The sequence below is a fragment of the Janthinobacterium algoris genome, assembly GCF_051380935.1.
Lineage (GTDB): Bacteria > Pseudomonadota > Gammaproteobacteria > Burkholderiales > Burkholderiaceae_D > Janthinobacterium.
Window position 1 is genome coordinate 295,622 of record NZ_JBNYXZ010000001.1, and the last position, 19,162, is coordinate 314,783.

The following is a 19,162-nucleotide window of genomic DNA, read 5'->3' on the forward strand; positions in this document are numbered from 1 at the left end:
TTTGTAGCGTAGACCCTCTACCCCTATTTTCTACCAGGAGAACACAATGTCTTTCCAACAAGGCCTGAGCGGCTTGAATGGCGCCGCCAAATCGCTGGACGTCATCGGCAACAACATCGCCAACTCGGCCACCGTGGGTTTCAAGCAGTCGCAGGCGCAGTTTGCCGACATCTATGCCAACTCGCTGTATGGCGTGGGCGGCAACCAGCCCGGCATCGGCGTGGCCGTGTCGCAAGTAGCGCAGCTGTTCAACCAGGGTAACCTGGAGAGTTCGTCGAATCCGCTCGATATCGCCATCAATGGCGGCGGTTTCTTCCGCACCAGCGTGAACGGCGCCATCCAGTATTCGCGCAACGGCCAGTTCCAGGTCGACAAGAGCGGCTTCATCATCAATGCCCAGAAAGCCCAGCTGACGGGCTATCCGGCCGATGTGAACGGCAAGATCCTGGCCGGCGCCACCGTGCCCCTGCAGATCGACCCGTCCGACATGGCGCCGAAGGCGACTACCAAGGTCGATACCCAGGTCAACCTCGATTCCAAATCGGCCATGCCGACCGTGGTGCCGTTCAGCGTGGGCGAGCAAAACTCGTGGACCAAGCAGTTCCCCGTGCCGGTCTTCGATTCCTTGGGCAATTCCCACACCATGTCCAATTTCTACGTCAAGACGAATACCAATACCTGGGATGTCTACACGGCCACTGACGGCAAGGAAATTACCAGCGCGAAAGTGGCGGCGGCGGCGCAGACCGATTCCGCCTCGCTGATCGCGCGCGCCTCCTACCAGGCCGCCGTCACGGCCGTGCCGCTGGTGGCCGCGAATATCACGACCGCCGCCGTCGCCTACGGCAATGCGGCCGGCGCGGCCGTGCGCGCCGCCGCCGTCCTGGCCGGCGCCAGCACGGCCCAGTTGAACGCCATCAGCGCCACGTATGGCAGTGCCGTGCCCAACGGCGTCAATTCCAGCCTGACGCCCGACCAGATCGACAAGAATATCGCCTCGGTGACGGAAGTGCCCGCCGTGAGGTCGGCTTCGCTGGTGTTCAACAGCGTCGGCAGCCTGGACAAGGCCGCCATGCTGGCCCTGACGCCACCGCAAACCTTGCCGGTGACGGTCAACCTGCCCGTGTTCCCCGCCACGGGTGCGAACGCGAACCTGGCGATCAAGGTCGACTTCACCAATTCCTCCCAGCTCAGTTCATCCACCAGCGAAAAACGCACCGTGGCCGATGGCTACGCGGCCGGCCAGCTGAGCCGTTTCGTGGTGGGTGCCGATGGCGTGATCCAGGGCCAGTACAACAATGGCAAGACGCGCGACCTGGGCCAGGTGGTGTTGACCAACTTTGCCAATCCGAATGGCCTCGAGCCGCTGGGCAACAATGCCTGGGCGGAAAGCTCGACCTCGGGCAGCCCGATGACGGGCGAGCCGAGCTCGGGCAGCCTGGGCGACTTGCGCGCCTCGGCCGTGGAAGTGTCGAACGTCGACCTGACGGCCGAACTGGTCAACATGATCACCGCCCAGCGCGCCTACCAGGCGAATGCGCAGACCATCAAGACGCAGGATTCGGTGCTGCAAACACTCGTCAACCTCCGCTAATAAGTTGACCGGGGGCATATGCCCCCGATTTTATTGTTGGTTTGGGAGAAAGAAAAAATGGACCGTCTCATCTACACCGCCGGCTCTGGCGCCAAGCACATCCTGGACAAGCAGGCGACCACCGCGAATAACCTGGCGAACGCCACCAGCACGGGTTTCCGTGCCCAGCTCGACTCATTTCGCGCCGTGCCCGTGGTGGCCGATGGCATGATGCCGACGCGCGCCTTCGTCGTCGATTCGACGGTCGGTTCCGATTTCACGCAGGGTCCCATGCAGCATACGGGCCGCGCGCTCGACGTGGCCGTGGAAAACGGCGGTTGGATCGCGGTGCAGTCGGCCGACGGTTCCGAAGCCTATACGCGCAACGGCGCCTTCAAGCTCAATGAAAACGGCATGTTGCAGACGCAATCGGGCTTGATGGTGCAGGGCGACACGGGTCCGCTGGCCATTCCGCCGGGCGTGACGGTAACGATTGCCGGCGATGGCACGGTGGGCACGATTTCCACCGATGTGCCGCCGGGGCCATCGACCGTGCTGGGACGCATCAAACTGGTCAATCCGCCCGAGCAGCAACTGGTGCGCGGCGACGACGGCCTGTTCCGTCTGAGGGATGGCACGGTGGCGCAAGCCGATCAGGCCGTCAAATTGACCACGGGCGCGCTCGAAGGCAGCAATGTCAGCCCCGTCGACTCGATGGTCAGCATGATTGCCCTGGCGCGCCAGTTCGAAACACAAATGAGCTTGTTGAAGAATGCCGAGAATAACGCGGCGAAAGCCACCCAGATCCTCGCTTTGAATTGATAGAGCCGGTCGCATAATGGTCACATAGAAATTGTTTACAGGGCTGGCAAGCGCTGTTATTGGAGAAAAAACATGATTCGTTCCCTTTGGATAGCCAAGACCGGCCTGGAAGCGCAGCAGACGCAGATGGACGTGATCGCCAATAACCTGGCCAATGTCAGCACCACCGGCTTCAAGAAGTCGCGCGCCGTGTTTGAAGACTTGCTGTATCAAAATGTGCGCCAGCCGGGTGCGCAATCCTCGCAGCAAACCCAGCTACCGTCGGGCTTGCAGATCGGCACGGGCGTGCGCACCGTGGCTACCGAACGCATCCATACCCAGGGCAATCCCCAGGCGTCGGGCAATTCGCGCGACGTGATGGTCAACGGCACCGGTTTCTTCCAGGTGCTGCTGCCCGATGGCGCCACCGCCTATACGCGCGACGGCTCTTTCCAGACCGACAGCAACGGTCAGCTGGTGACCTCCGAAGGCTTCGTCATCCAGCCTGCCATCACCGTGCCGACCAATGCGCTCAGCCTGACCGTGGCGCGCGACGGCACCGTCTCCGTGACCTTGCCCGACACCGTGGCGCCATCGCAAATCGGTTCCCTGCAGCTGACCACCTTCGTCAATCCCGCCGGCCTGGAATCGAAGGGCGAAAACCTGTACATGGAAACGGGCGCCTCAGGCGTGGCGCAAACCAACACCCCGGGCACGAATGGCGCCGGCGTGCTGATGCAGGGCTATATCGAGACTTCGAACGTCAACGTGGCCGAGGAAATGGTCAACATGATCCAGACGCAGCGCGCCTACGAGATCAACAGCAAGGCCATCACCACATCCGATCAAATGCTGCAGAAATTGTCGCAACTTTAATTCTCATAGTCGTCATGCCATCCGCCGCCGGATGGCAGCGGAGGTTCGTCATGCAATACCCCATCATCGCCCTGTTGTCCGCAGTCCTGCTGTCCGGCTGCGCCATCACGCCCACCTCGATCGTGCAATATCCGACCACCACGCGCGCGCCGATGCCCGAACCGGTGGTCGTCAGCAACGGCTCCATCTACCAGCCGTCGACTTACCGTCCCGCGTTTGAAGACCGTCGCGCGCGCCATGTGGGCGACATGATGACGATCGCCATCACCGAACGCACGAATGCCGTCAAGGCGGGCGCCAGTTCCGGCAACAAGTCCGGCAGCGTGGGCTTCAGCACGCCAGGCATGCTGCAGGGCCGCTTGGGCGGCAGCGTCTCGGCGAATGGCGCGACGAAATTTGCCGATGGCGACAACCAGTCCGCCAGCAACACCTTTAGCGGCACGATCGGCGTGACGGTGATCGAGGTCTTGCCAAACGGAAATCTCATCGTCGCCGGCGAGAAACAGATCGCCATGAACAAGGGCACGGAATTCATCCGCTTCTCGGGCATGGTCAATCCGGACACCATCGGCACGGGCAACGTCGTGCCCTCGACCCAGGTGGCCGATGCGCGCGTGGAATACCGCACCAACAGCCAGATTGATCGTGCCGAAATGGCCTCGATGGCGTCGCGCTTCTTCCTCAGCCTGCTGCCGTTTTGATCATGGCAACTTTTACTTTTCCCCGCTTTTTAGTCATCTGCGGCCTGGCGGCCGCCATGCTGGCGCCCCTGGCACAGGCCGAGCGCCTGAAAGACTTGGCCAGCATCGCCGGCGTGCGCCAGAATCAGCTGATGGGCTATGGCCTCGTCGTCGGCCTCGACGGCAGCGGTGACCAGACCACGCAAACGCCATTTACCATCCAGAGCGTGGCGGCGATGCTGCAGCAGCAAGGCATTAATTTGCCGCAAGGCACCAGCTTGCAATTGAAGAACGTCGCGGCCGTGATGGTGACGACGTCCTTGCCCGCATTTGCCCAGCCGGGCCAGATGCTGGACGTGACGGTGTCGTCGATGGGCAATGCGAAAAGCTTGCGCGGCGGCACGTTATTGATGACGCCATTGAAGGGCGCCGATGGCCAGGTGTATGGCATGGCGCAGGGCAACGTGCTGGTCGGCGGCGTGGGCGCGCAGGCGGCCGGCAGCTCCGTCACCGTCAATCACCTGAGCGTGGGACGCATCTCGGGTGGCGCCACCGTCGAGCGCAGCGTCGCTTCGGTGCTGGGCGCCAACAATACGATACGCCTGGAGTTGAACGCCACCGATTTTTCCACCGCCAGCCGGGTGGTCGACGCCATCAACAGCCGCTACGGCGCCGGCACGGCCGCCGCGCTGGACGGGCGCGTGATCCAGGTGCAGTCGCCGGGCGGCAGCGACCAGCGCGTGACCTTCCTGGGCCAGCTGGAAAGCATGGAAGTCAATCCGGCTCGCCTGGCAGCCAAGGTCATCATGAATGCGCGCACCGGTTCCGTGGTGATGAACCAATCCGTGACCCTGGAAACATGCGCCATTTCGCACGGCAACCTGTCCGTCACCATCAATGTCGAGCCGCAGGTGAGCCAGCCGGCGCCTTTGTCGGGCGGGCGCACGGTGGTTACGCAGACGGCACAGATCGATATCAAGAAGGAACCGGGCAAGGTCATGCTGGTCAAGGGCGGCGCTTCGCTGTCCGACGTGGTGAAAGCCTTGAATGCCATCGGCGCCTCGCCGCAAGACTTGCTGGCCATACTGCAGGCGATGAAGGCGGCAGGTTCGCTACGCGCCGAACTTGAAATCATTTGATGGGTACGCCATGATCAGCCAAACCGACCTCAGCAATACCGCCGCCTATGACGTCAAGGGCATGGATGGCTTGCGCCAGTCCGCCAAGGCGAAGGACCCTGCCGCCCTGAAAGAGGCAGCCACGCAATTTGAAGCCATGTTCATCAATATGATGATGAAAAGCATGCGCGAAGCCTCGCCGCAGGACGGCATCATGGATAGCCAGCAAAGCAAGATGTACACCTCGATGCTGGATCAGCAGACGAGCCAGAACCTGGCCAAGCGGGGCACGGGCCTGGCGGACGTGCTGATGCGGCAACTGTCATCGTCCAGCCAGGCGCTGGCTGTCGATGGCACGGCGGAAGCGGCATCGCCCCGCGCGTCGAGTATCGCGCAGGCGCTGGCCGCGTTCCGCCAGCAGCAGGGCGCCCTGACCGAAGGCGCGGCCAGCGCCACCGCCACCGGCAAGACCCTGAGCGACAAGGCCAACGCCACGCAGGCGCCGCACGTGCGCGCCTTCCAGGAAAAGCTGGGCGTGCATGCGGAAGAAGCCAGTCGCGCCACCGGCATCCCGGCCAAGTTCATGCTGGGCCAGGCGGCGCTGGAAACGGGCTGGGGCAAGCGCGAAATCATCAGCCGCGACGGCAGCAGCAGCCACAACCTGTTTGGCATCAAGGCCACGGGCGACTGGAAGGGCAAGGTCACAGAAGCCGTCACCACGGAATATGTCAATGGCAAGGCGCAACGCAAGGTGGAAAAATTCCGCGCCTATGACAGCTACGCGGACAGTTTCAAGGATTATGCGCAGTTGATTACCAACAACAAGCGCTATGAAAAAGTGCTCGCCAGCGCGGGCGACGCCAGCACGTTCGCCCAAGGTTTGCAAAAGGCCGGCTACGCGACGGACCCGAATTACGCTGCCAAATTGACAAAGATCATCAAGCATTCGCTGGTCGGTTAATCCGCCTCCCTACCCTTGTGCAGGCCGCGCGCTTCAAGTTTTCGCCGCGGCTGCCGTAAATACATTTGACGGTAACCAATAAGACACCATGACTTCGAATCTACTCAGCATCGGTAAGAGCGGTTTGCTTGCAGCGCAGGTGGGCCTGTCGACGACCGGGCACAACATCACCAATGCGAATGTACCCGGGTACAATCGCCAGACGGTGCTGCAGCAGACTTCGCAGTCGAACTATGCCGGTTATGGCTTCGTCGGCACGGGCACGGAAGTGTCGCAGATCAAGCGCCAGTACGACAGTTTCATGGCCACCCAGGTGAATGCCGCACAAAGCGCCACCAGCGCGCTCGATAGCTATTACACGCAGATCAGCCAGATCGACAACTTGCTGGCCGACCCCACGGCGGGCTTGTCGCCCGCCCTGCAAGATTTCTTCAAGGGCGTGCAGGATTTCAGCGCCAATCCGTCTTCGGTCGCCTCGCGCCAGGCGCTGCTGTCGAGCGCCGGCTCGCTCACTTCCCGTTTCCAGGGCTTGAGCGCGCGCCTGACGGAGATCGGCGACGGCGTCAATTCGCAGATCACGTCGAATGTGGCGGTGATTAACACCTATGCCAAGCAGCTCGCCGAGCTGAACAAGTCGATTTCCCAATTGTCGGTCGATGCCAGCAACCAGCCCAACGATCTGCTGGACCAGCGCGATCAGCTGATCACGGAATTGAACAAATACGTCAAGGCGACGGTGCAACCCGCTGCCAACAATACCGTGACCATTTCCATCGGCGCGGGCCAGCCGCTGGTGGTGGCGGACCGCAGCTTCGAGCTGGCGGCCACGCCTTCGCGGACGGACCCGAACCGCATTGAGGTGGGCTATGTTACGGGCAGTACCGTCAGCGTGCTGCCGGACAGCTCCCTCACCGGCGGCTCGCTGGGCGGCTTGCTGGATTTCCGCAGCGGCACCCTGGACAATGTCCAGAACTCCCTGGGCAAGGTGGCCATCGCGCTGGCCAGCACCTTCAACGACCAGCACAAGCTGGGGCAGGACTTGAATGGCGCCATGGGCGGCGACTTCTTCAAGATACCCGACCCCGTGATCGGCGCCGACCGCGGCAACAACGCCAGCAGCACCACCGTGCTGTCGGCCAAGGTCAGCGACCCCACCAAGCTGACGGCCAGCGATTACAGCTTGAAATACGACGGCAGCAACTATGTGGTGACGCGCGAATCCGACGGCGCACACACCATCATCAATCCGTATCCGCAAACGGGGCCGCAAACCATCGACGGCGTCGATTTCTCGATCGCGGGCACGGCCGCCCAAGGCGACAACTACGTCATCAAGCCGACGGCGAATGGCGCGGCCGGCATGGCCGTGCTGATCACCGACCGCAACAAGATCGCCGCCGCCGCTCCCATCGCCACCTCGGCGCCGGTGGCCAATACGGGCACGGGCAAGCTCAGTGCAGGCTCCGTCGACAAGGCATACCTGACCCCGGGCAACACCCTGACGGGTCCCCTGACCTTGACATATGACAAGGCGACCACCTCGCTGACGGGTTTCCCGGCCGGCCAGGCGGTGACAGTCAAGGGCTTGAATGGCGCCACAACGACCTATCCTGCCGGGACGGCAAACATCCCGTATAAGGAAGGCGATAGCCTCAGCTTTGGCGGCATCAATGTCAGCATGACGGGCGCGCCGGCGCAGGGCGATAAATTCACCATTGCACCGAACTTGGGTGGTGTGGGCGACAACCGCAACGCCGCGCTGCTGGCGGGCTTGCAGACGAAGAATATTCTCGATGGCGGCAATGCCACGTTCCAGGGTTCGTATGCGCAAACCGTCAGCTTCGTGGGCAACAAGACACGTGAAGTACAGGTCAGCGGCCTGGCCAGCCTGGCCTTGCTGCAGCAGACCAGCACCCAGCAGCAGGCCGTTTCCGGCGTCAACCTCGACGAAGAGGCGGCCAACCTGCTGCGTTACCAGCAGTCCTACCAGGCGTGCGGCAAGGTCATGCAGATCGCCAGCACCCTGTTCGACGTGGTGATCGGCCTGGGACGTTAATCAATTTTCGCCGCGACGTAGTGCGCGGCGGCTTTCTGGAAGGGCAGCATCATGCGCATCAGCACACGAATGATTTATGACCAGGGCAGCTCGCAGCTGAATAATCTGCAGGGCGCCTTGAACCGTACGCAGATGCAGCTGTCGTCGAACCGTCGCAATCTGACGCCGGCCGACGATCCGATCGCCTCGGCGCGCGCGCTGGAAGTGACGCAGTCGCAATCGATCAATACCCAGTTCGTGACGAACCGCTCGAACGCCAAGAATTTCCTGTCGCAGGAAGAGCTGGCATTGGCCAGCACCACTGCGCTGATCGCCGACGTGAAAGACCTGGTCGTGAAGGCCGGTAATCCTTCCCTCAAGGATGTCGACCGCGATACCCTGGCCAAGGAGCTGGAAGGCCGGCTGACCGACTTGATGGGCATCGCAAACACGGCCGACGGCGCCGGCGGCTACCTGTTTTCCGGCTATAAATCCACCACCCAGCCATTCAGCCAGACGCCGACGGGCGCCGCTTATGTGGGCGACCAGGGCCAGCGCGAATTGCAGGTGGGCTCGGCGCGTTACCTCGCTACCAGCGATTCCGGTGCCACCGTGTTCGAGAATAACCTGACCGGCAATGGCAAGTTCACCACGGCGGCCGCCACCGCCAACTTTACGCGCGGCGGCTCGGGCATCGTTTCGGGCGGCACGGTGACGGACCCGTCGGTATTGACGGGGCATAAGTATTCGATCGATTTCAAGGTCACCGGCACGGGCACCGACGCTGTCACCACGTACACCGTCACGGACGCCACGCTAGGCCAGACGGTGCCAAATCCCGCCGTGCCCATCGCCTACAAGGCGGGCGACACCATCACCTTCGACGGCCAGCAAGTGAACATCACGGGCAAGCCTGCCGACCAGGACAGCTTTACGCTGGAACCGAGCGCCAAGGAATCGCTGTTTACCACCGTGAAAAACCTGATCGGCGTGCTGCGCCAGCCGGGCAGCGGCGATGCGGGCCAGGCGCGCCTGACGAACGGCTTGAACGTCGCGCATAATATTCTCGACACGGCCTACGACAATGTACTGTCCTTGCGCGCGGAAGTCGGTACCCGCATGAAGGAACTCGATTATCTCGACAGCGCTGGCGACGACCTCGACATCCAGTACGCCACCACCCTGTCGGACCTGCAGGACCTGGACATGGTCAAAGCCATTTCCAACTTCAGCCAGCAGCAAGTCACTCTGCAGGCGGCACAGAAAACGTTCACCTCGATCTCGGGCCTGTCGCTGTTCAATTACATCAGTTAGGCGTTCGATATCGGCTCGATGACCGGCAAGCCGGGGCAGGGAGTGCATCTCCCGCCCCGGCTTTTTTGCGTCCGCAAGATGCTCCTCTTGATAAGATACACAGGCAAACTGTGCAGTCTACCTGTGCATCTGTTATAGTGGAGCTTGTTGATCCACTACCTGCTTCCCATGCACACCCCACAAGAAGAGCACGAACACGTATTGCAGCTGGCCGGCGACTTGCGCATTCTCATCGGAAAATTGCGCCGCCGCCTGCGCGAGGAAGCGCATCTGGGGGATGTCAGCATGTCGCAGGCGTCCGTGCTGAGCCGTCTTGAGCGCGATGGCCCGGCCACCGCCAGCAGCCTGGCGCGCGCCGAAGGCATGCGGCCCCAGTCGATGGCCGCCACGGTGCTGGCGCTGAGCGAGGCGCAGCTGGTGACGGGCTCGCCCGACCCGCTGGATGGCCGGCAGACGCTATTGACCCTGACGGACAGTTGCCGTGCCTGGATAGCGGCCAGCCGCGCCGCGCGTGAAGACTGGCTGGCGCGCACCATTGAAACCCGGCTCACGCCGGACGAAGTCACCGAACTGAACCATGCGGTGGCGCTACTCAAACGCTTGGCGCAGTGATCCGCTGAACCATCCACCCCGACCCCGGCAAGGAGCCCGCACGCCCAGATGAACAACACATTCCGTTCTCTACGCATTCCCAATTACCGTATCTGGGCCGCTGGCGCCCTGGTGTCGAATATAGGCACCTGGATGCAGCGCACGGCGCAGGATTGGCTGGTGCTGAGCGAATTGACGCAGCACAATGCCAGCGCCGTCGGCATCGTCATGGCCTTGCAATTCGGCCCGCAACTACTGTTGCTGCCCCTGACGGGCATGGCGGCCGACCTGCTCGACCGCAGGAAATTGTTGCTGTGTACGCAGGCGGCCATGGGCTTGCTGGCGCTGGGACTCGGGATACTGTGCATCAGCGGCCTTGTGCAACTGTGGCACGTGTATGTGTTTGCTTTCCTGCTGGGCTGTGTGACGGCCTTCGATTCGCCCGTGCGTCAGACCTTTGTTTCCGAAATTGTCGGTGAGGAAGATTTGACGAATGCCGTGGCACTCAATTCCACTTCGTTCAATGCGGCGCGCATGCTGGGCCCTGCCGTGGCGGGGCTGTTGATCAGCAGCGTCGGCAGCGGCTGGGTCTTCATCATCAACGCCGTCTCGTTTGCGGCCGTGATCGGTTCACTGTTGCTGCTGCGCGTGGCATTGCTGCGCCGCGCGCCGCGCCTGAAGGCCACGCGCGCCAGCCTGGGCGAGGGCTTCCGCTACGTGCGCCAGCGGCCCGACTTGATGGCCATCCTGCTGATGCTGTTCCTGATCGGCACCTTCGGACTGAATTTTCCGATTTTCCTGTCGACCATGTCGGTGACGGCCTTCCATGCGGGCGCCGGCCAGTATGGCGTGCTCAGTTCCGTGATGGCTTGCGGCTCCGTGGCCGGCGCCCTGCTGGCGGCCGGGCGCGGCCAGCCCACCCTGGCCTTGCTGCTGGGCGCCGCTGCGCTGTTCGGCCTGGCCTGCGCGCTGGCCGCCGTGATGCCCAATTACTGGCTGTTCGGCATGATGCTGGTGGTCATCGGCATCGCCGCGCAAACGTTTAGCACCAGCGTCAACAGCAGTGTGCAACTGTCGACGGCGCCCGCCATGCGGGGCCGCGTGATGGCCATCCTGCTGGCCATCTCGGCCGGCGGCACGCCGCTGGGCGCGCCCGTCGTGGGTTGGGTGGCCGATACCTTCGGCCCGCGCTGGGCGCTGGGCATAGCCGCCCTGTCGGGCCTGGCGGCGGCGCTGGTCGGCGTGCGCTACCTGGTCAAACATCAACAGTTGCGTGTGAATCTCGATGTGCGGCGCTGGCGCCTGGCGCTCGGCAGCGGCCAGTCTTGAGGCCGGGCCTCATCGCGCCGGTGTTGCCGGCGCCGCGGGACGCAAGGGGTTCTGCGGCGCGGGCGGGGGCGGGCGGTCGCGCGTGGCAAAGCCGCGCGGCAGCAAACGCGCCGTTTCTATGCCGCGCAGGAACATGTTCTGGAAGGGCGTGGCCAGGTAGGGCAGGACCATGCCGATCACCAGCAAGCCCACGCCCAGGGTGACGGGGAAGCCGATACCGAAAATATTCAGCTGCGGCGCGGCGCGCGTCAAAATGCCCAGCGCCACGTTGGTCAGCAGCAAGGCAGCGATGATGGGCAGCGAAATCTGCAAGCCGGAACGGAAGATTTCCCCGCCCCAGGCCGCCAATTGCTGGAAGCCGCCGCCGCTGATGGGACTCGATGAAATCGGCAGGCTGACAAAGCTTTCCGCCAGCGCCGCCAGCAAGACCAGGTGGCCATTAACGGTCAGAAACATCAACGTGGCCAGCATGACGAGAAACTGGCTGATGGCCGACGAACGGCCCTTGGTTTGCGGGTCGAAGAAGGAGGCGAAGCCCAGGCCCATGGTGAGGCTGCTGAGCTCGCCGGCCATTTCGATGGCGGAAAACACGATGCGGATGGAAAAGCCCATGGCCAGGCCCACCAGCATCTCTTGCGTCAGGATCAGCAAACCGGGCAAGGACATCGGATTGACGGCAGGCAGGGCCGGTACGGTGGGGGCGATGATCATGGCCAGCAGCGCACCCAGGGTCACCTTCACGCTGGCTGGCACGGCCGCGTTGCCGAACAGGGGAGCGGCCGCAATCAGGCCAAGGATGCGGCTAAGCGGCCACAGCAGTGCTGCGATCCAGGTATTCAGTTCGATGCTCGACAGGGTTAGCATAAGGTCAGCACAATGGCGGGCGCTGCAGCAACTCAGCCTACCAGGTTTGGAATGCCGGTAAATACCTGGCGCATGTAGTCGAGCATGACGGACAGCATCCACGGGCCCGCCACGACGATGGCGACAAAGATGCCGACCAGCTTGGGGATGAAGGACAGGGTCGACTCGTTGATCTGCGTGGCCGCCTGGAAGATGCTGACGATCAAGCCGATGATGAGGGCGACGAGCAGCATGGGCGCGGCCACCATCAGGGTGATTTCCATCGCATGGCGGCCCAGGGTCATGACGCTTTCGGGTGTCATCGTATTTCCCCTAGTAAAAACTCTGTGACAAGGAGCCCAGCAGCAGTTGCCAGCCATCGACCAGCACGAACAGCATCAGCTTGAACGGCAGCGAGATCGTGGCCGGTGACATCATCATCATACCCATCGACATCAGCACGCTGGCGACCACCATGTCGATGATCAGGAACGGGATGAAGATGGCAAAGCCGATCTGGAACGCCGTTTTCAGTTCACTCGTGACGAAGGCAGGCACGAGGATGCGCAGCGGCACGTCTTCCGGACCTTGCAGGGCCGGCGAGCGCGACATCTTGGCAAACAGGGCCAGGTCGGCCTGGCGGGTCTGCTTGAGCATGAAGGTTTTCAGCGGATCGACGCCCTTGTCCATGGCTTGCTGCATGCTGATCTTGTTTTCCTGGTAAGGCAGATAGGCATCCGTATACATCTTGTCGAACACGGGACCCATGACGAACAGGGTCAAGAACAGGGCCAGTCCCACCAGCACCTGGTTGGGCGGCGCCGATTGCGTGCCGATGGCCTGGCGCAGCAGGGACAGCACGATGATGATGCGCGTAAAGCAGGTCATCATCAAGAGGGCCGCCGGCAGGAAGGTGAGCGACGTCATCAGGATGAGCGTCTGCACCGGCAGCGAGTAATTCTGTCCCCCGCCCGGCGCCGGCGTGCTGTTGAAGGCCGGGATGCCCGGCTGGGCCATGGCCCACAGCGGCAAGGCCAGCGCGACGGCCGCCAGCAGCCAGGTCAGGGGAGTCTTCAAGTTGGACCACGCCATCTGCTGCTTATTTCCCATTGCGTTTTTCGATGGTCTGTTTCAGCCACTCGGAAAAATTGGCGGCCGCGGGGCCGTTTTGCGCCGTGGCCAGTTGCGGCGGCTCGCCTTCCTGGCGCGGCATGGTGGCCAGCGCGTTGATGCGGCCGGGCGAGGCGCCGACGACGATCCACTGGTCCGCCACTTCGACGAGGACGATGCGTTCGCGTCCGCCAAGATTGAGCGAGCTGACGACGCGCATCTTGTTGTTGCCGCCCATCACCTTGGGGCCATAGCGCTTCATGAACCAGGCCAGGCCGATCAGCAGGGCCAGCACGAACACCAGCGCGAGGATGGTTTGCAGCAAACTACCGGCCGAACTCGTCGGTGCCATCGTCATGGGCGCGCCGGGTGGCATGACGGGCAGGGCGGCGGCAGGCGCGGGCGCCGCTTCAGCGGCGGTAGCGGTTTTTTCAGTTGCCACTTCGGCAGGGGGCTTGACTGTGCTGGCCGCCGGCGCTGCTGCCGTCACCGCTGCGGCAACCGGTGCGGACGCCGGCGCGGACGCCGGTGCCGATGCAGGTTCCGGTGCGGCTTGGGCGATACAGCACGCCGCTGCCAGCGGCAGCAAGGTGGAAATCAACAGGCCAGGCTTCATTTATTCAATTTTCGAATACGTTCGGAAGGCGTGATGATGTCCGTCAGGCGGATACCAAACTTGTCATTCACCACCACCACTTCGCCCTGGGCGATCAGGCAGCCGTTCACCAGCACGTCCATCGGTTCGCCCGCCAGGCCGTCGAGCTCGACCACGGATCCCTGCGCCAGTTGCAGCAGGTTCTTGATGGCGATCTTGGTGCGGCCCAGTTCGACCGTCAGTTGCACGGGGATATCGAGGATGAAATCGATATCGTTGTGTGTTTCCGACTTCGATGCCTGCTTGGAAAAGTCCTTGAATACGGCGGCGCTGGCCGCGCTGGCCGTATTGGCAGCCTGGTTTTGCAGTGCTTCGGCTTCCGCCTTGGCCTGCTCGGCAATGGCCGCGCCCCAATCGTCTTCCGCGCTTTGGTCGTCTTGGTTGTCAGACATGTGTTTCTCCTGTTGTACAGATGCGGACCGCAGCGCGGCCCGAGTGCATTACTTAATGATTATTCATATTGTCGGCATTCGCCAGCAACTTTTCGACCTTCAGCGCATATTGTCCGTTCAACACGCCGTAGGTGCAATCCATGACGGGCACGCCGTCGACGGTGGCGGCGATCAGTTCGGGAATGTTGAGCGGAATGATGTCGCCCACTTTCATGTTCAGGATTTCGTCGAACGAGACGCGCGCGGTGCCCAGCGAGGCCACCAGTTCGACTTCGGCGATCTGGATCTGCTGCGTCATCAGGCGGATCCAGCGCTTGTCCACTTCCAGCGCTTCACCCTGCAGGCTGGAGGTCAGCGAATCGCGGATCGGCTCGATCATCGAATACGGCATGCAGAAGTGGATTTGTCCGGAAACGGAGCCCAGTTCCACCGTAAACGTGGACGCCACCACCACCTCGTTCGGCGTGGCGATGTTGGCGAACTGCGTGTTCATTTCCGAGCGGATATATTCGAATTCGACGGGGAAGACCGGCTCCCACGACTTGGTGTAGGCTTCAAAGACGATGTCGAGAATGCGCAAAATGATGCGCTGCTCCGTCTGCGTAAAGTCGCGCCCTTCGACACGCGTATGAAAACGTCCGTCGCCGCCAAACAGATTGTCGACCAGCAGAAAGACCAGGCCCGGATCGAAGACCATCAGGGCCGTGCCGCGCAGCGGCTTCATGTGGACCAGGTTCAAATTGGTCGGCACCACCAGGTTGCGGATGAACTCGCTGTATTTCGACACGCGCACGGAACCCACCGACACTTCTGCGCTGCGGCGCAGGAAGTTGAACAGGCCCACGCGCAGCAGACGGGCGAAACGCTCGTTGATAATTTCCAACGTTGGCATCCGGCCGCGCACGATGCGCTCCTGGGTTGCCAGGTTGTAGGTACGAACTCCCGTGACATCTTCCGGCGCCTGCGCGTCGTCCTGGTCTCCGTTGACGCCCTTCAAAAGGGCATCGACTTCTTCCTGGGAGAGGAAATTATCGGCCATGGCTGCTTATTGAATGATGAATGCGGTAAATAATACGTCCGTCACGTCCTGCTCCGGCCCTTTGTCCTCGAACGGCTGGTTCACCTGATTGATGATTTCGGCCGCCAGTTGCTGCTTGCCTTCCACGGTATTGAGTTCGGATGCCTTCTTGCCGGACAGCAGCAGCAGCAAGCGGCTGCGCACTTTCGGCATGTTGACCTTGATCAAGTCCATTTCTTCCGGGCTGCTGGCCTGCAAGGTAAACGCGATTTGCAGGTATTGCTCGCCATTTTCCGGCTGCAAGTTGACGGTGAAGGAGTCGATCGGCACGAAGACAGGCGGACCTGCCTTGGAAGCGGTATTTTTCTTCTTGCTGGGCGCCGATTCTTCCTTGTCAGCCTTGCCATGCAGGAAGTACCAGGCGGCACCGCCACCGATGCCGCCGGCCACCAGCACCGAGGCCAGCACGATGATCAGAAGCTTCTTTTTCGAGGCGCCGGCAGGGGCCAGGCCTGCATCTGCTTTCGGATCTGCTTTCATTTTTGGATTTGCTTTCAATGGTACTCAAGTGCATGGAAGTGGATCACGACGCCATTATGTCATTATCGGCAAATTCTGCGCAGAAGGATGCGGTGAAAAGAGGGCGGAAGCGCCCTCAACTCGCTGTTTTTAGACGAAAAGTTACGCTGTGGGGCGCGCCAGTGGCGTGTGGACGACGAATTATCCTCAGGCAAAGGTATCCACGGCACCCAGGCTTGGCCGGCTGCGTCCGCCTGCCGCTGGCGCGATGGCGATCTCGCCACCCGCTACGTCGCCGCCCTGGCCATTGCCGCGGCGCCCGCCCGAGGCGGCCCGTTCGCCATTGTTTTGCTGTTCCGGCGTGCCGGCCGAGACGGTGGCGTTGCCGAAGGCGATGCCCGCTTCGCTCATCATCTCGCGCAGGCGCGGCATGGCCGCTTCCAGCGCCTGACGCACTTCGGGCTGGGCTGACATGAAGGCGGCATCGGCCTGGTCATTGGTGACCGTCAGGACCACTTGCACGGGACCCAGGTCGGGCGGATTCAGGGTCAGGGTGGCGCTCTGGTCGCCGCCGGCCGCCATCCACACGACTTTCTGCCCCAGTTGCTGGTCCCAGGCCGGCGTGCCGACCCGGCCCGTCAGCTTGTCTGCCGGCACGGCCACGGCGGCGGCAGCCTGCTGCAGCGCGCTTGGCTGCAACTGGGCCGCCAGGCGGCTCAGGTCGGCTGGCGTTTCCTTGATGATAGCTTCGGCCACGGCGGTGCCAGCCCTGGCGGTGGCTGCCAGTTGGACATCGATGGTCAGCTTGCCCGGCTCGGCCTTGCCGGTCGGCACGTTGGTGCCGGGCGTGGCTGTTGTCTTGCTCTGGGCCTGGCCCAGGCTGTCGGCAAAGTCGCCGCTGTCGGCTTGCGCGACGACAGTGGCGGTAGCCTTGACGCTGCCTTGGCCGGCTGCCAGTAATGGCGCTGTTGTCAGGCCCTTGCCGTCGGCCTTGACGCTGGCGCGCGCGGGCAGTTCCGGCACGGCCTTGGCTGCTGCCGCTGGCGGCTGGATGGCTAATTGGATGCTGCCCACCAAGGCCAGCATCTCGGCGGCCGGATCGGCTGGCGGCGGTGCTGTCGCGGTGGCGATAGCGGGCACGCTTGCCTCGGCCGCGGTGCTGGAAGCATCGCCGCTGGCGGGCACGGCTGCCGCGGTGGCAGGCGCGGATGGCTGTTCGCTGTTGGCTGCCGGTTCAGTGCCGGCTTGCGCCGGCTTCGTTTCCTTGGCCGGCGCCTGGGCGGGTGCCGGCGTGGCGGCAGGGCTGGCGGGGCGGGGCGCCGCCGGTGCTGCTTGCTCCAAATTGCGGCTGGCCTGGCGTTGCTCGATCTGGCGGTTCAAGGTGCGCTGGAAGTCGCCCGCAGTGCCACTGCTGGGTGGCTGGCTGCGGTTGGCGGCGCCCGGCGTGGCGTTTGGCGAGACAATCTGGGAAATCGGGTTTTGCAGGGTTTGCATGATGCTGCCTCAGTGTTACTTAGCGTTTGTAATAGGCTTGTCGCGCCGCGTGCTCATCCATTGCTTTCTGGTCGCGCTTGTTTTCCAGCTTCAGCGCCTGTTCCTGCGCCCGGTTGTTCAGGGTGGTGTATGACATGCGCTTGCGTTCTGCCAGCTGCCAGCGCATCTTTTCATTGTCGCTGCGCGCTTGCGCATGCTCGACCACTTGCTGCTGGCCCAGGATGGCGCTGTCGAGCTTGACCATGAAGGCCTGGAAATTGCGGTAGGCCGTGGGCGTAATGCCATTGCTCATGCTTGCCTCAAAACGCTGGGCATAGTCATCGCGGTAGCCGGATAGCATGTCGAGCTTTTCGCGGCAATCGGCGAGCGCTTTCAGGGCCGCGCCCAGACGCTTGGCGCAATCATCCGTTTCGCGCTGGGCAAGGTCAATCAGGGTTGCAAGTTGGGAAGGAGAGGCCATGCTTGATTATATTCCCGCTATGCAAGCCCTAATCAGTCGAATAGAGCGGTAAGTTGCCCCAAGCTCTCGTCCATGCTGACCCGTTCCGTAATTTGCTGTTGCAAAAACGCCTCGATCTTTTCATGCAGGGCGATGGCCTGGTCCAGCACGGGATCGGTGCCGGCGCTGTAGGCACCCACGCTGATCAGGTCGCGGCTGCGTTCATAGCGCGAATACAGTTGCTTGAGCTTGCGCGCCTGCTGCTGATGTTCATGCGTGGTGATCGAGTGGGCAGCACGTGAAATCGATTGTTCGATGTCGATGGCCGGGTAGTGTCCCGCTTCCGCCAAACGGCGGTTCAGCACGATATGGCCGTCGAGAATCGCGCGCGCCGAGTCGGCGATCGGGTCCTGCTGGTCGTCGCCCTCGGTCAGCACGGTGTAGAAGGCGGTGATCGAGCCGCCGCCTTCTTCGCCGTTGCCAGCCCGTTCCACCAGCACGGGCAGCTTGGCGAAGACGGACGGCGGATAACCCTTGGTGGCGGGCGGCTCGCCGATGGCCAGGGCGATTTCGCGCTGCGCCATGGCGTAGCGGGTCAGCGAATCCATGATCAGCAGTACATTTTGCCCCTGGTCGCGGAAATACTCGGCAATGGCCGTCGCATACGCGGCGCCCTGCAGGCGCATCAGGGGCGGCGTGTCGGCCGGCGCGGCCACGACGACGGAACGGGCCAGGCCTTCGGCACCGAGGATTTGCTCGATGAATTCCTTCACCTCGCGGCCGCGTTCGCCGATCAGGCCGACGACGATCACGTCCGCCTCCGTGTAGCGCGCCATCATGCCCAGCAGCACGCTCTTGCCCACGCCGGAACCGGCGAACAGGCCCATGCGCTGACCTCGGCCTACGGTCAGCATGGCATTGATCGAGCGCACGCCCACGTCCAGTGTGGTCACGATGGGTGCACGGCCCAGCGGATTGGCAGGGCGCACATTGATGGGCGCGCTGTCCGTCGTGAGCAGGGGACCAAGCTGGTCGAGCGGGCGGCCCGCGCCGTCGAGCACGCGGCCCAGCAGTTGCGGGCCCACCGGCAGGTGGCGCGCACGGTCGCTGGGGCGGCGGCGCGGGTGCGCCACGCTGCCCGGGCGGGGGATGGCCGGTTCGACGGAAAACACGCGCGTGCCGGGCACGATGCCCTCGACGTCGCTTTGCGGCATCAAAAACAGGCGTTCGCCTTCAAACCCCACCACTTCCGCCTCGACCCGCCCGCCATTCGGCAGCGGCACGGTACAGGCGGCGCCGACGGCAAGGCGCAGGCCCACCGCTTCCATCACCAGGCCGGCGACCCGCGTGACCCGGCCGGAAATTTGCATCGGTTCGACAAAACCGACCACGGCCGAACAGTCGCTCAGGTAGG

20 protein-coding genes are annotated in these 19,162 nt (G+C 62.9%); 10 read left to right on the forward strand and 10 right to left on the reverse strand.

Annotated elements, in window-relative coordinates:
* The first annotated feature begins 46 nt into the window (after positions 1–46).
* The 10 genes from ACQ4W7_RS01355 to ACQ4W7_RS01400 all read left to right on the forward strand — a co-directional run bounded on the left by ACQ4W7_RS01355 (position 47) and on the right by ACQ4W7_RS01400 (position 11,278).
* A complete protein-coding gene (locus ACQ4W7_RS01355) occupies positions 47–1,594 on the forward strand; it encodes a flagellar hook protein FlgE (RefSeq protein WP_426071624.1) in 1,548 nt (515 codons plus the stop codon).
* A 57-nt stretch (positions 1,595–1,651) separates the two neighbouring features.
* Positions 1,652–2,395: a flagellar basal body rod protein FlgF gene (locus tag ACQ4W7_RS01360; RefSeq protein ID WP_436527914.1), complete on the forward strand. Its 744-nt coding sequence runs from the start codon at positions 1,652–1,654 to the stop codon at positions 2,393–2,395.
* A gap of 72 nt (positions 2,396–2,467) precedes the next feature.
* Positions 2,468–3,250, forward strand: a complete 783-nt coding sequence (flgG, locus tag ACQ4W7_RS01365) for a flagellar basal-body rod protein FlgG (protein ID WP_099408910.1) — start codon at positions 2,468–2,470, stop codon at positions 3,248–3,250.
* 50 nt (positions 3,251–3,300) lie between these two features.
* A complete protein-coding gene (locus tag ACQ4W7_RS01370) occupies positions 3,301–3,951 on the forward strand; it encodes a flagellar basal body L-ring protein FlgH (RefSeq protein ID WP_426071626.1) in 651 nt (216 codons plus the stop codon).
* Positions 3,952–3,953: 2 nt separating this feature from the next.
* Positions 3,954–5,069, forward strand: coding sequence for a flagellar basal body P-ring protein FlgI (locus tag ACQ4W7_RS01375; protein WP_436527917.1), 1,116 nt, complete (start codon positions 3,954–3,956; stop codon positions 5,067–5,069).
* A 10-nt stretch (positions 5,070–5,079) separates the two neighbouring features.
* A complete protein-coding gene (flgJ, locus tag ACQ4W7_RS01380; RefSeq protein WP_426071628.1) occupies positions 5,080–6,009 on the forward strand; it encodes a flagellar assembly peptidoglycan hydrolase FlgJ in 930 nt (309 codons plus the stop codon).
* Between the two features lie 88 nt (positions 6,010–6,097).
* Positions 6,098–8,065: a flagellar hook-associated protein FlgK gene (flgK, locus tag ACQ4W7_RS01385; protein ID WP_426071629.1), complete on the forward strand. Its 1,968-nt coding sequence runs from the start codon at positions 6,098–6,100 to the stop codon at positions 8,063–8,065.
* Positions 8,066–8,116: 51 nt separating this feature from the next.
* Positions 8,117–9,358, forward strand: coding sequence for a flagellar hook-associated protein FlgL (gene flgL, locus ACQ4W7_RS01390; protein WP_426071630.1), 1,242 nt, complete (start codon positions 8,117–8,119; stop codon positions 9,356–9,358).
* Between the two features lie 168 nt (positions 9,359–9,526).
* On the forward strand, positions 9,527–9,970 hold the full coding sequence (locus ACQ4W7_RS01395) for a MarR family winged helix-turn-helix transcriptional regulator (RefSeq protein WP_426071631.1): 444 nt from the start codon (positions 9,527–9,529) through the stop codon (positions 9,968–9,970).
* 48 nt (positions 9,971–10,018) lie between these two features.
* Positions 10,019–11,278: an MFS transporter gene (locus tag ACQ4W7_RS01400; RefSeq protein ID WP_436527920.1), complete on the forward strand. Its 1,260-nt coding sequence runs from the start codon at positions 10,019–10,021 to the stop codon at positions 11,276–11,278.
* 9 nt (positions 11,279–11,287) lie between these two features.
* Here ACQ4W7_RS01400 and fliR read toward each other — a convergent pair whose 3' ends face one another.
* The 10 genes from fliR to fliI form a co-directional block, all read right to left on the reverse strand.
* Positions 11,288–12,142 carry a flagellar biosynthetic protein FliR gene (fliR, locus tag ACQ4W7_RS01405; RefSeq protein ID WP_426071633.1) on the reverse strand — a complete coding sequence of 285 codons (855 nt, stop codon included), beginning with the start codon at positions 12,140–12,142 and terminating at the stop codon, positions 11,288–11,290.
* A 32-nt stretch (positions 12,143–12,174) separates the two neighbouring features.
* On the reverse strand, positions 12,175–12,444 hold the full coding sequence (fliQ, locus tag ACQ4W7_RS01410) for a flagellar biosynthesis protein FliQ (RefSeq protein WP_426071634.1): 270 nt from the start codon (positions 12,442–12,444) through the stop codon (positions 12,175–12,177).
* 10 nt (positions 12,445–12,454) lie between these two features.
* Complete coding sequence (gene fliP / locus ACQ4W7_RS01415) at positions 12,455–13,231, reverse strand: flagellar type III secretion system pore protein FliP (RefSeq protein ID WP_436527923.1); 777 nt, start codon at positions 13,229–13,231, stop codon at positions 12,455–12,457.
* Positions 13,221–13,847, reverse strand: a complete 627-nt coding sequence (fliO, locus tag ACQ4W7_RS01420) for a flagellar biosynthetic protein FliO (RefSeq protein ID WP_436527925.1) — start codon at positions 13,845–13,847, stop codon at positions 13,221–13,223. The genes fliP and fliO overlap by 11 nt, the downstream gene beginning before the upstream one ends.
* Positions 13,844–14,278, reverse strand: a complete 435-nt coding sequence (gene fliN / locus ACQ4W7_RS01425) for a flagellar motor switch protein FliN (protein WP_034754038.1) — start codon at positions 14,276–14,278, stop codon at positions 13,844–13,846. The genes fliO and fliN overlap by 4 nt, the downstream gene beginning before the upstream one ends.
* Before the next feature lie 52 nt (positions 14,279–14,330).
* Positions 14,331–15,317 (reverse strand): flagellar motor switch protein FliM, encoded by a 987-nt coding sequence (gene fliM, locus ACQ4W7_RS01430; protein ID WP_034754035.1) that lies wholly within the window; start codon positions 15,315–15,317, stop codon positions 14,331–14,333.
* 6 nt (positions 15,318–15,323) lie between these two features.
* On the reverse strand, positions 15,324–15,836 hold the full coding sequence (gene fliL / locus ACQ4W7_RS01435) for a flagellar basal body-associated protein FliL (RefSeq protein ID WP_436527927.1): 513 nt from the start codon (positions 15,834–15,836) through the stop codon (positions 15,324–15,326).
* A 186-nt stretch (positions 15,837–16,022) separates the two neighbouring features.
* Positions 16,023–17,309 carry a flagellar hook-length control protein FliK gene (locus ACQ4W7_RS01440; RefSeq protein ID WP_436527929.1) on the reverse strand — a complete coding sequence of 429 codons (1,287 nt, stop codon included), beginning with the start codon at positions 17,307–17,309 and terminating at the stop codon, positions 16,023–16,025.
* A gap of 19 nt (positions 17,310–17,328) precedes the next feature.
* On the reverse strand, positions 17,329–17,769 hold the full coding sequence (fliJ, locus tag ACQ4W7_RS01445; RefSeq protein ID WP_436527931.1) for a flagellar export protein FliJ: 441 nt from the start codon (positions 17,767–17,769) through the stop codon (positions 17,329–17,331).
* 32 nt (positions 17,770–17,801) lie between these two features.
* Entirely contained in the window at positions 17,802–19,118 is a 1,317-nt protein-coding gene (gene fliI / locus ACQ4W7_RS01450) for a flagellar protein export ATPase FliI (protein WP_243136568.1), read from the reverse strand.
* Positions 19,119–19,162 lie beyond the last annotated feature (44 nt).

Bases quoted from the DNA above. Each gene is read 5' to 3' on its own strand.
- ACQ4W7_RS01355 (WP_426071624.1), top strand. From the start codon at position 47: ATGTCTTTCCAACAAGGCCTGAGCGGCTTGAATGGCGCCGCCAAATCG.
- ACQ4W7_RS01360 (WP_436527914.1), top strand. From the start codon at position 1,652: ATGGACCGTCTCATCTACACCGCCGGCTCTGGCGCCAAGCACATCCTG.
- flgG (WP_099408910.1), top strand. From the start codon at position 2,468: ATGATTCGTTCCCTTTGGATAGCCAAGACCGGCCTGGAAGCGCAGCAG.
- ACQ4W7_RS01370 (WP_426071626.1), top strand. From the start codon at position 3,301: ATGCAATACCCCATCATCGCCCTGTTGTCCGCAGTCCTGCTGTCCGGC.
- ACQ4W7_RS01375 (WP_436527917.1), top strand. From the start codon at position 3,954: ATGGCAACTTTTACTTTTCCCCGCTTTTTAGTCATCTGCGGCCTGGCG.
- flgJ (WP_426071628.1), top strand. From the start codon at position 5,080: ATGATCAGCCAAACCGACCTCAGCAATACCGCCGCCTATGACGTCAAG.
- flgK (WP_426071629.1), top strand. From the start codon at position 6,098: ATGACTTCGAATCTACTCAGCATCGGTAAGAGCGGTTTGCTTGCAGCG.
- flgL (WP_426071630.1), top strand. From the start codon at position 8,117: ATGCGCATCAGCACACGAATGATTTATGACCAGGGCAGCTCGCAGCTG.
- ACQ4W7_RS01395 (WP_426071631.1), top strand. From the start codon at position 9,527: ATGCACACCCCACAAGAAGAGCACGAACACGTATTGCAGCTGGCCGGC.
- ACQ4W7_RS01400 (WP_436527920.1), top strand. From the start codon at position 10,019: ATGAACAACACATTCCGTTCTCTACGCATTCCCAATTACCGTATCTGG.
- fliR (WP_426071633.1), bottom strand. From the start codon at position 12,142: ATGCTAACCCTGTCGAGCATCGAACTGAATACCTGGATCGCAGCACTG.
- fliQ (WP_426071634.1), bottom strand. From the start codon at position 12,444: ATGACACCCGAAAGCGTCATGACCCTGGGCCGCCATGCGATGGAAATC.
- fliP (WP_436527923.1), bottom strand. From the start codon at position 13,231: ATGGGAAATAAGCAGCAGATGGCGTGGTCCAACTTGAAGACTCCCCTG.
- fliO (WP_436527925.1), bottom strand. From the start codon at position 13,847: ATGAAGCCTGGCCTGTTGATTTCCACCTTGCTGCCGCTGGCAGCGGCG.
- fliN (WP_034754038.1), bottom strand. From the start codon at position 14,278: ATGTCTGACAACCAAGACGACCAAAGCGCGGAAGACGATTGGGGCGCG.
- fliM (WP_034754035.1), bottom strand. From the start codon at position 15,317: ATGGCCGATAATTTCCTCTCCCAGGAAGAAGTCGATGCCCTTTTGAAG.
- fliL (WP_436527927.1), bottom strand. From the start codon at position 15,836: ATGAAAGCAGATCCGAAAGCAGATGCAGGCCTGGCCCCTGCCGGCGCC.
- ACQ4W7_RS01440 (WP_436527929.1), bottom strand. From the start codon at position 17,309: ATGCAAACCCTGCAAAACCCGATTTCCCAGATTGTCTCGCCAAACGCC.
- fliJ (WP_436527931.1), bottom strand. From the start codon at position 17,769: ATGGCCTCTCCTTCCCAACTTGCAACCCTGATTGACCTTGCCCAGCGC.
- fliI (WP_243136568.1), bottom strand. From the start codon at position 19,118: ATGCAAATTTCCGGCCGGGTCACGCGGGTCGCCGGCCTGGTGATGGAA.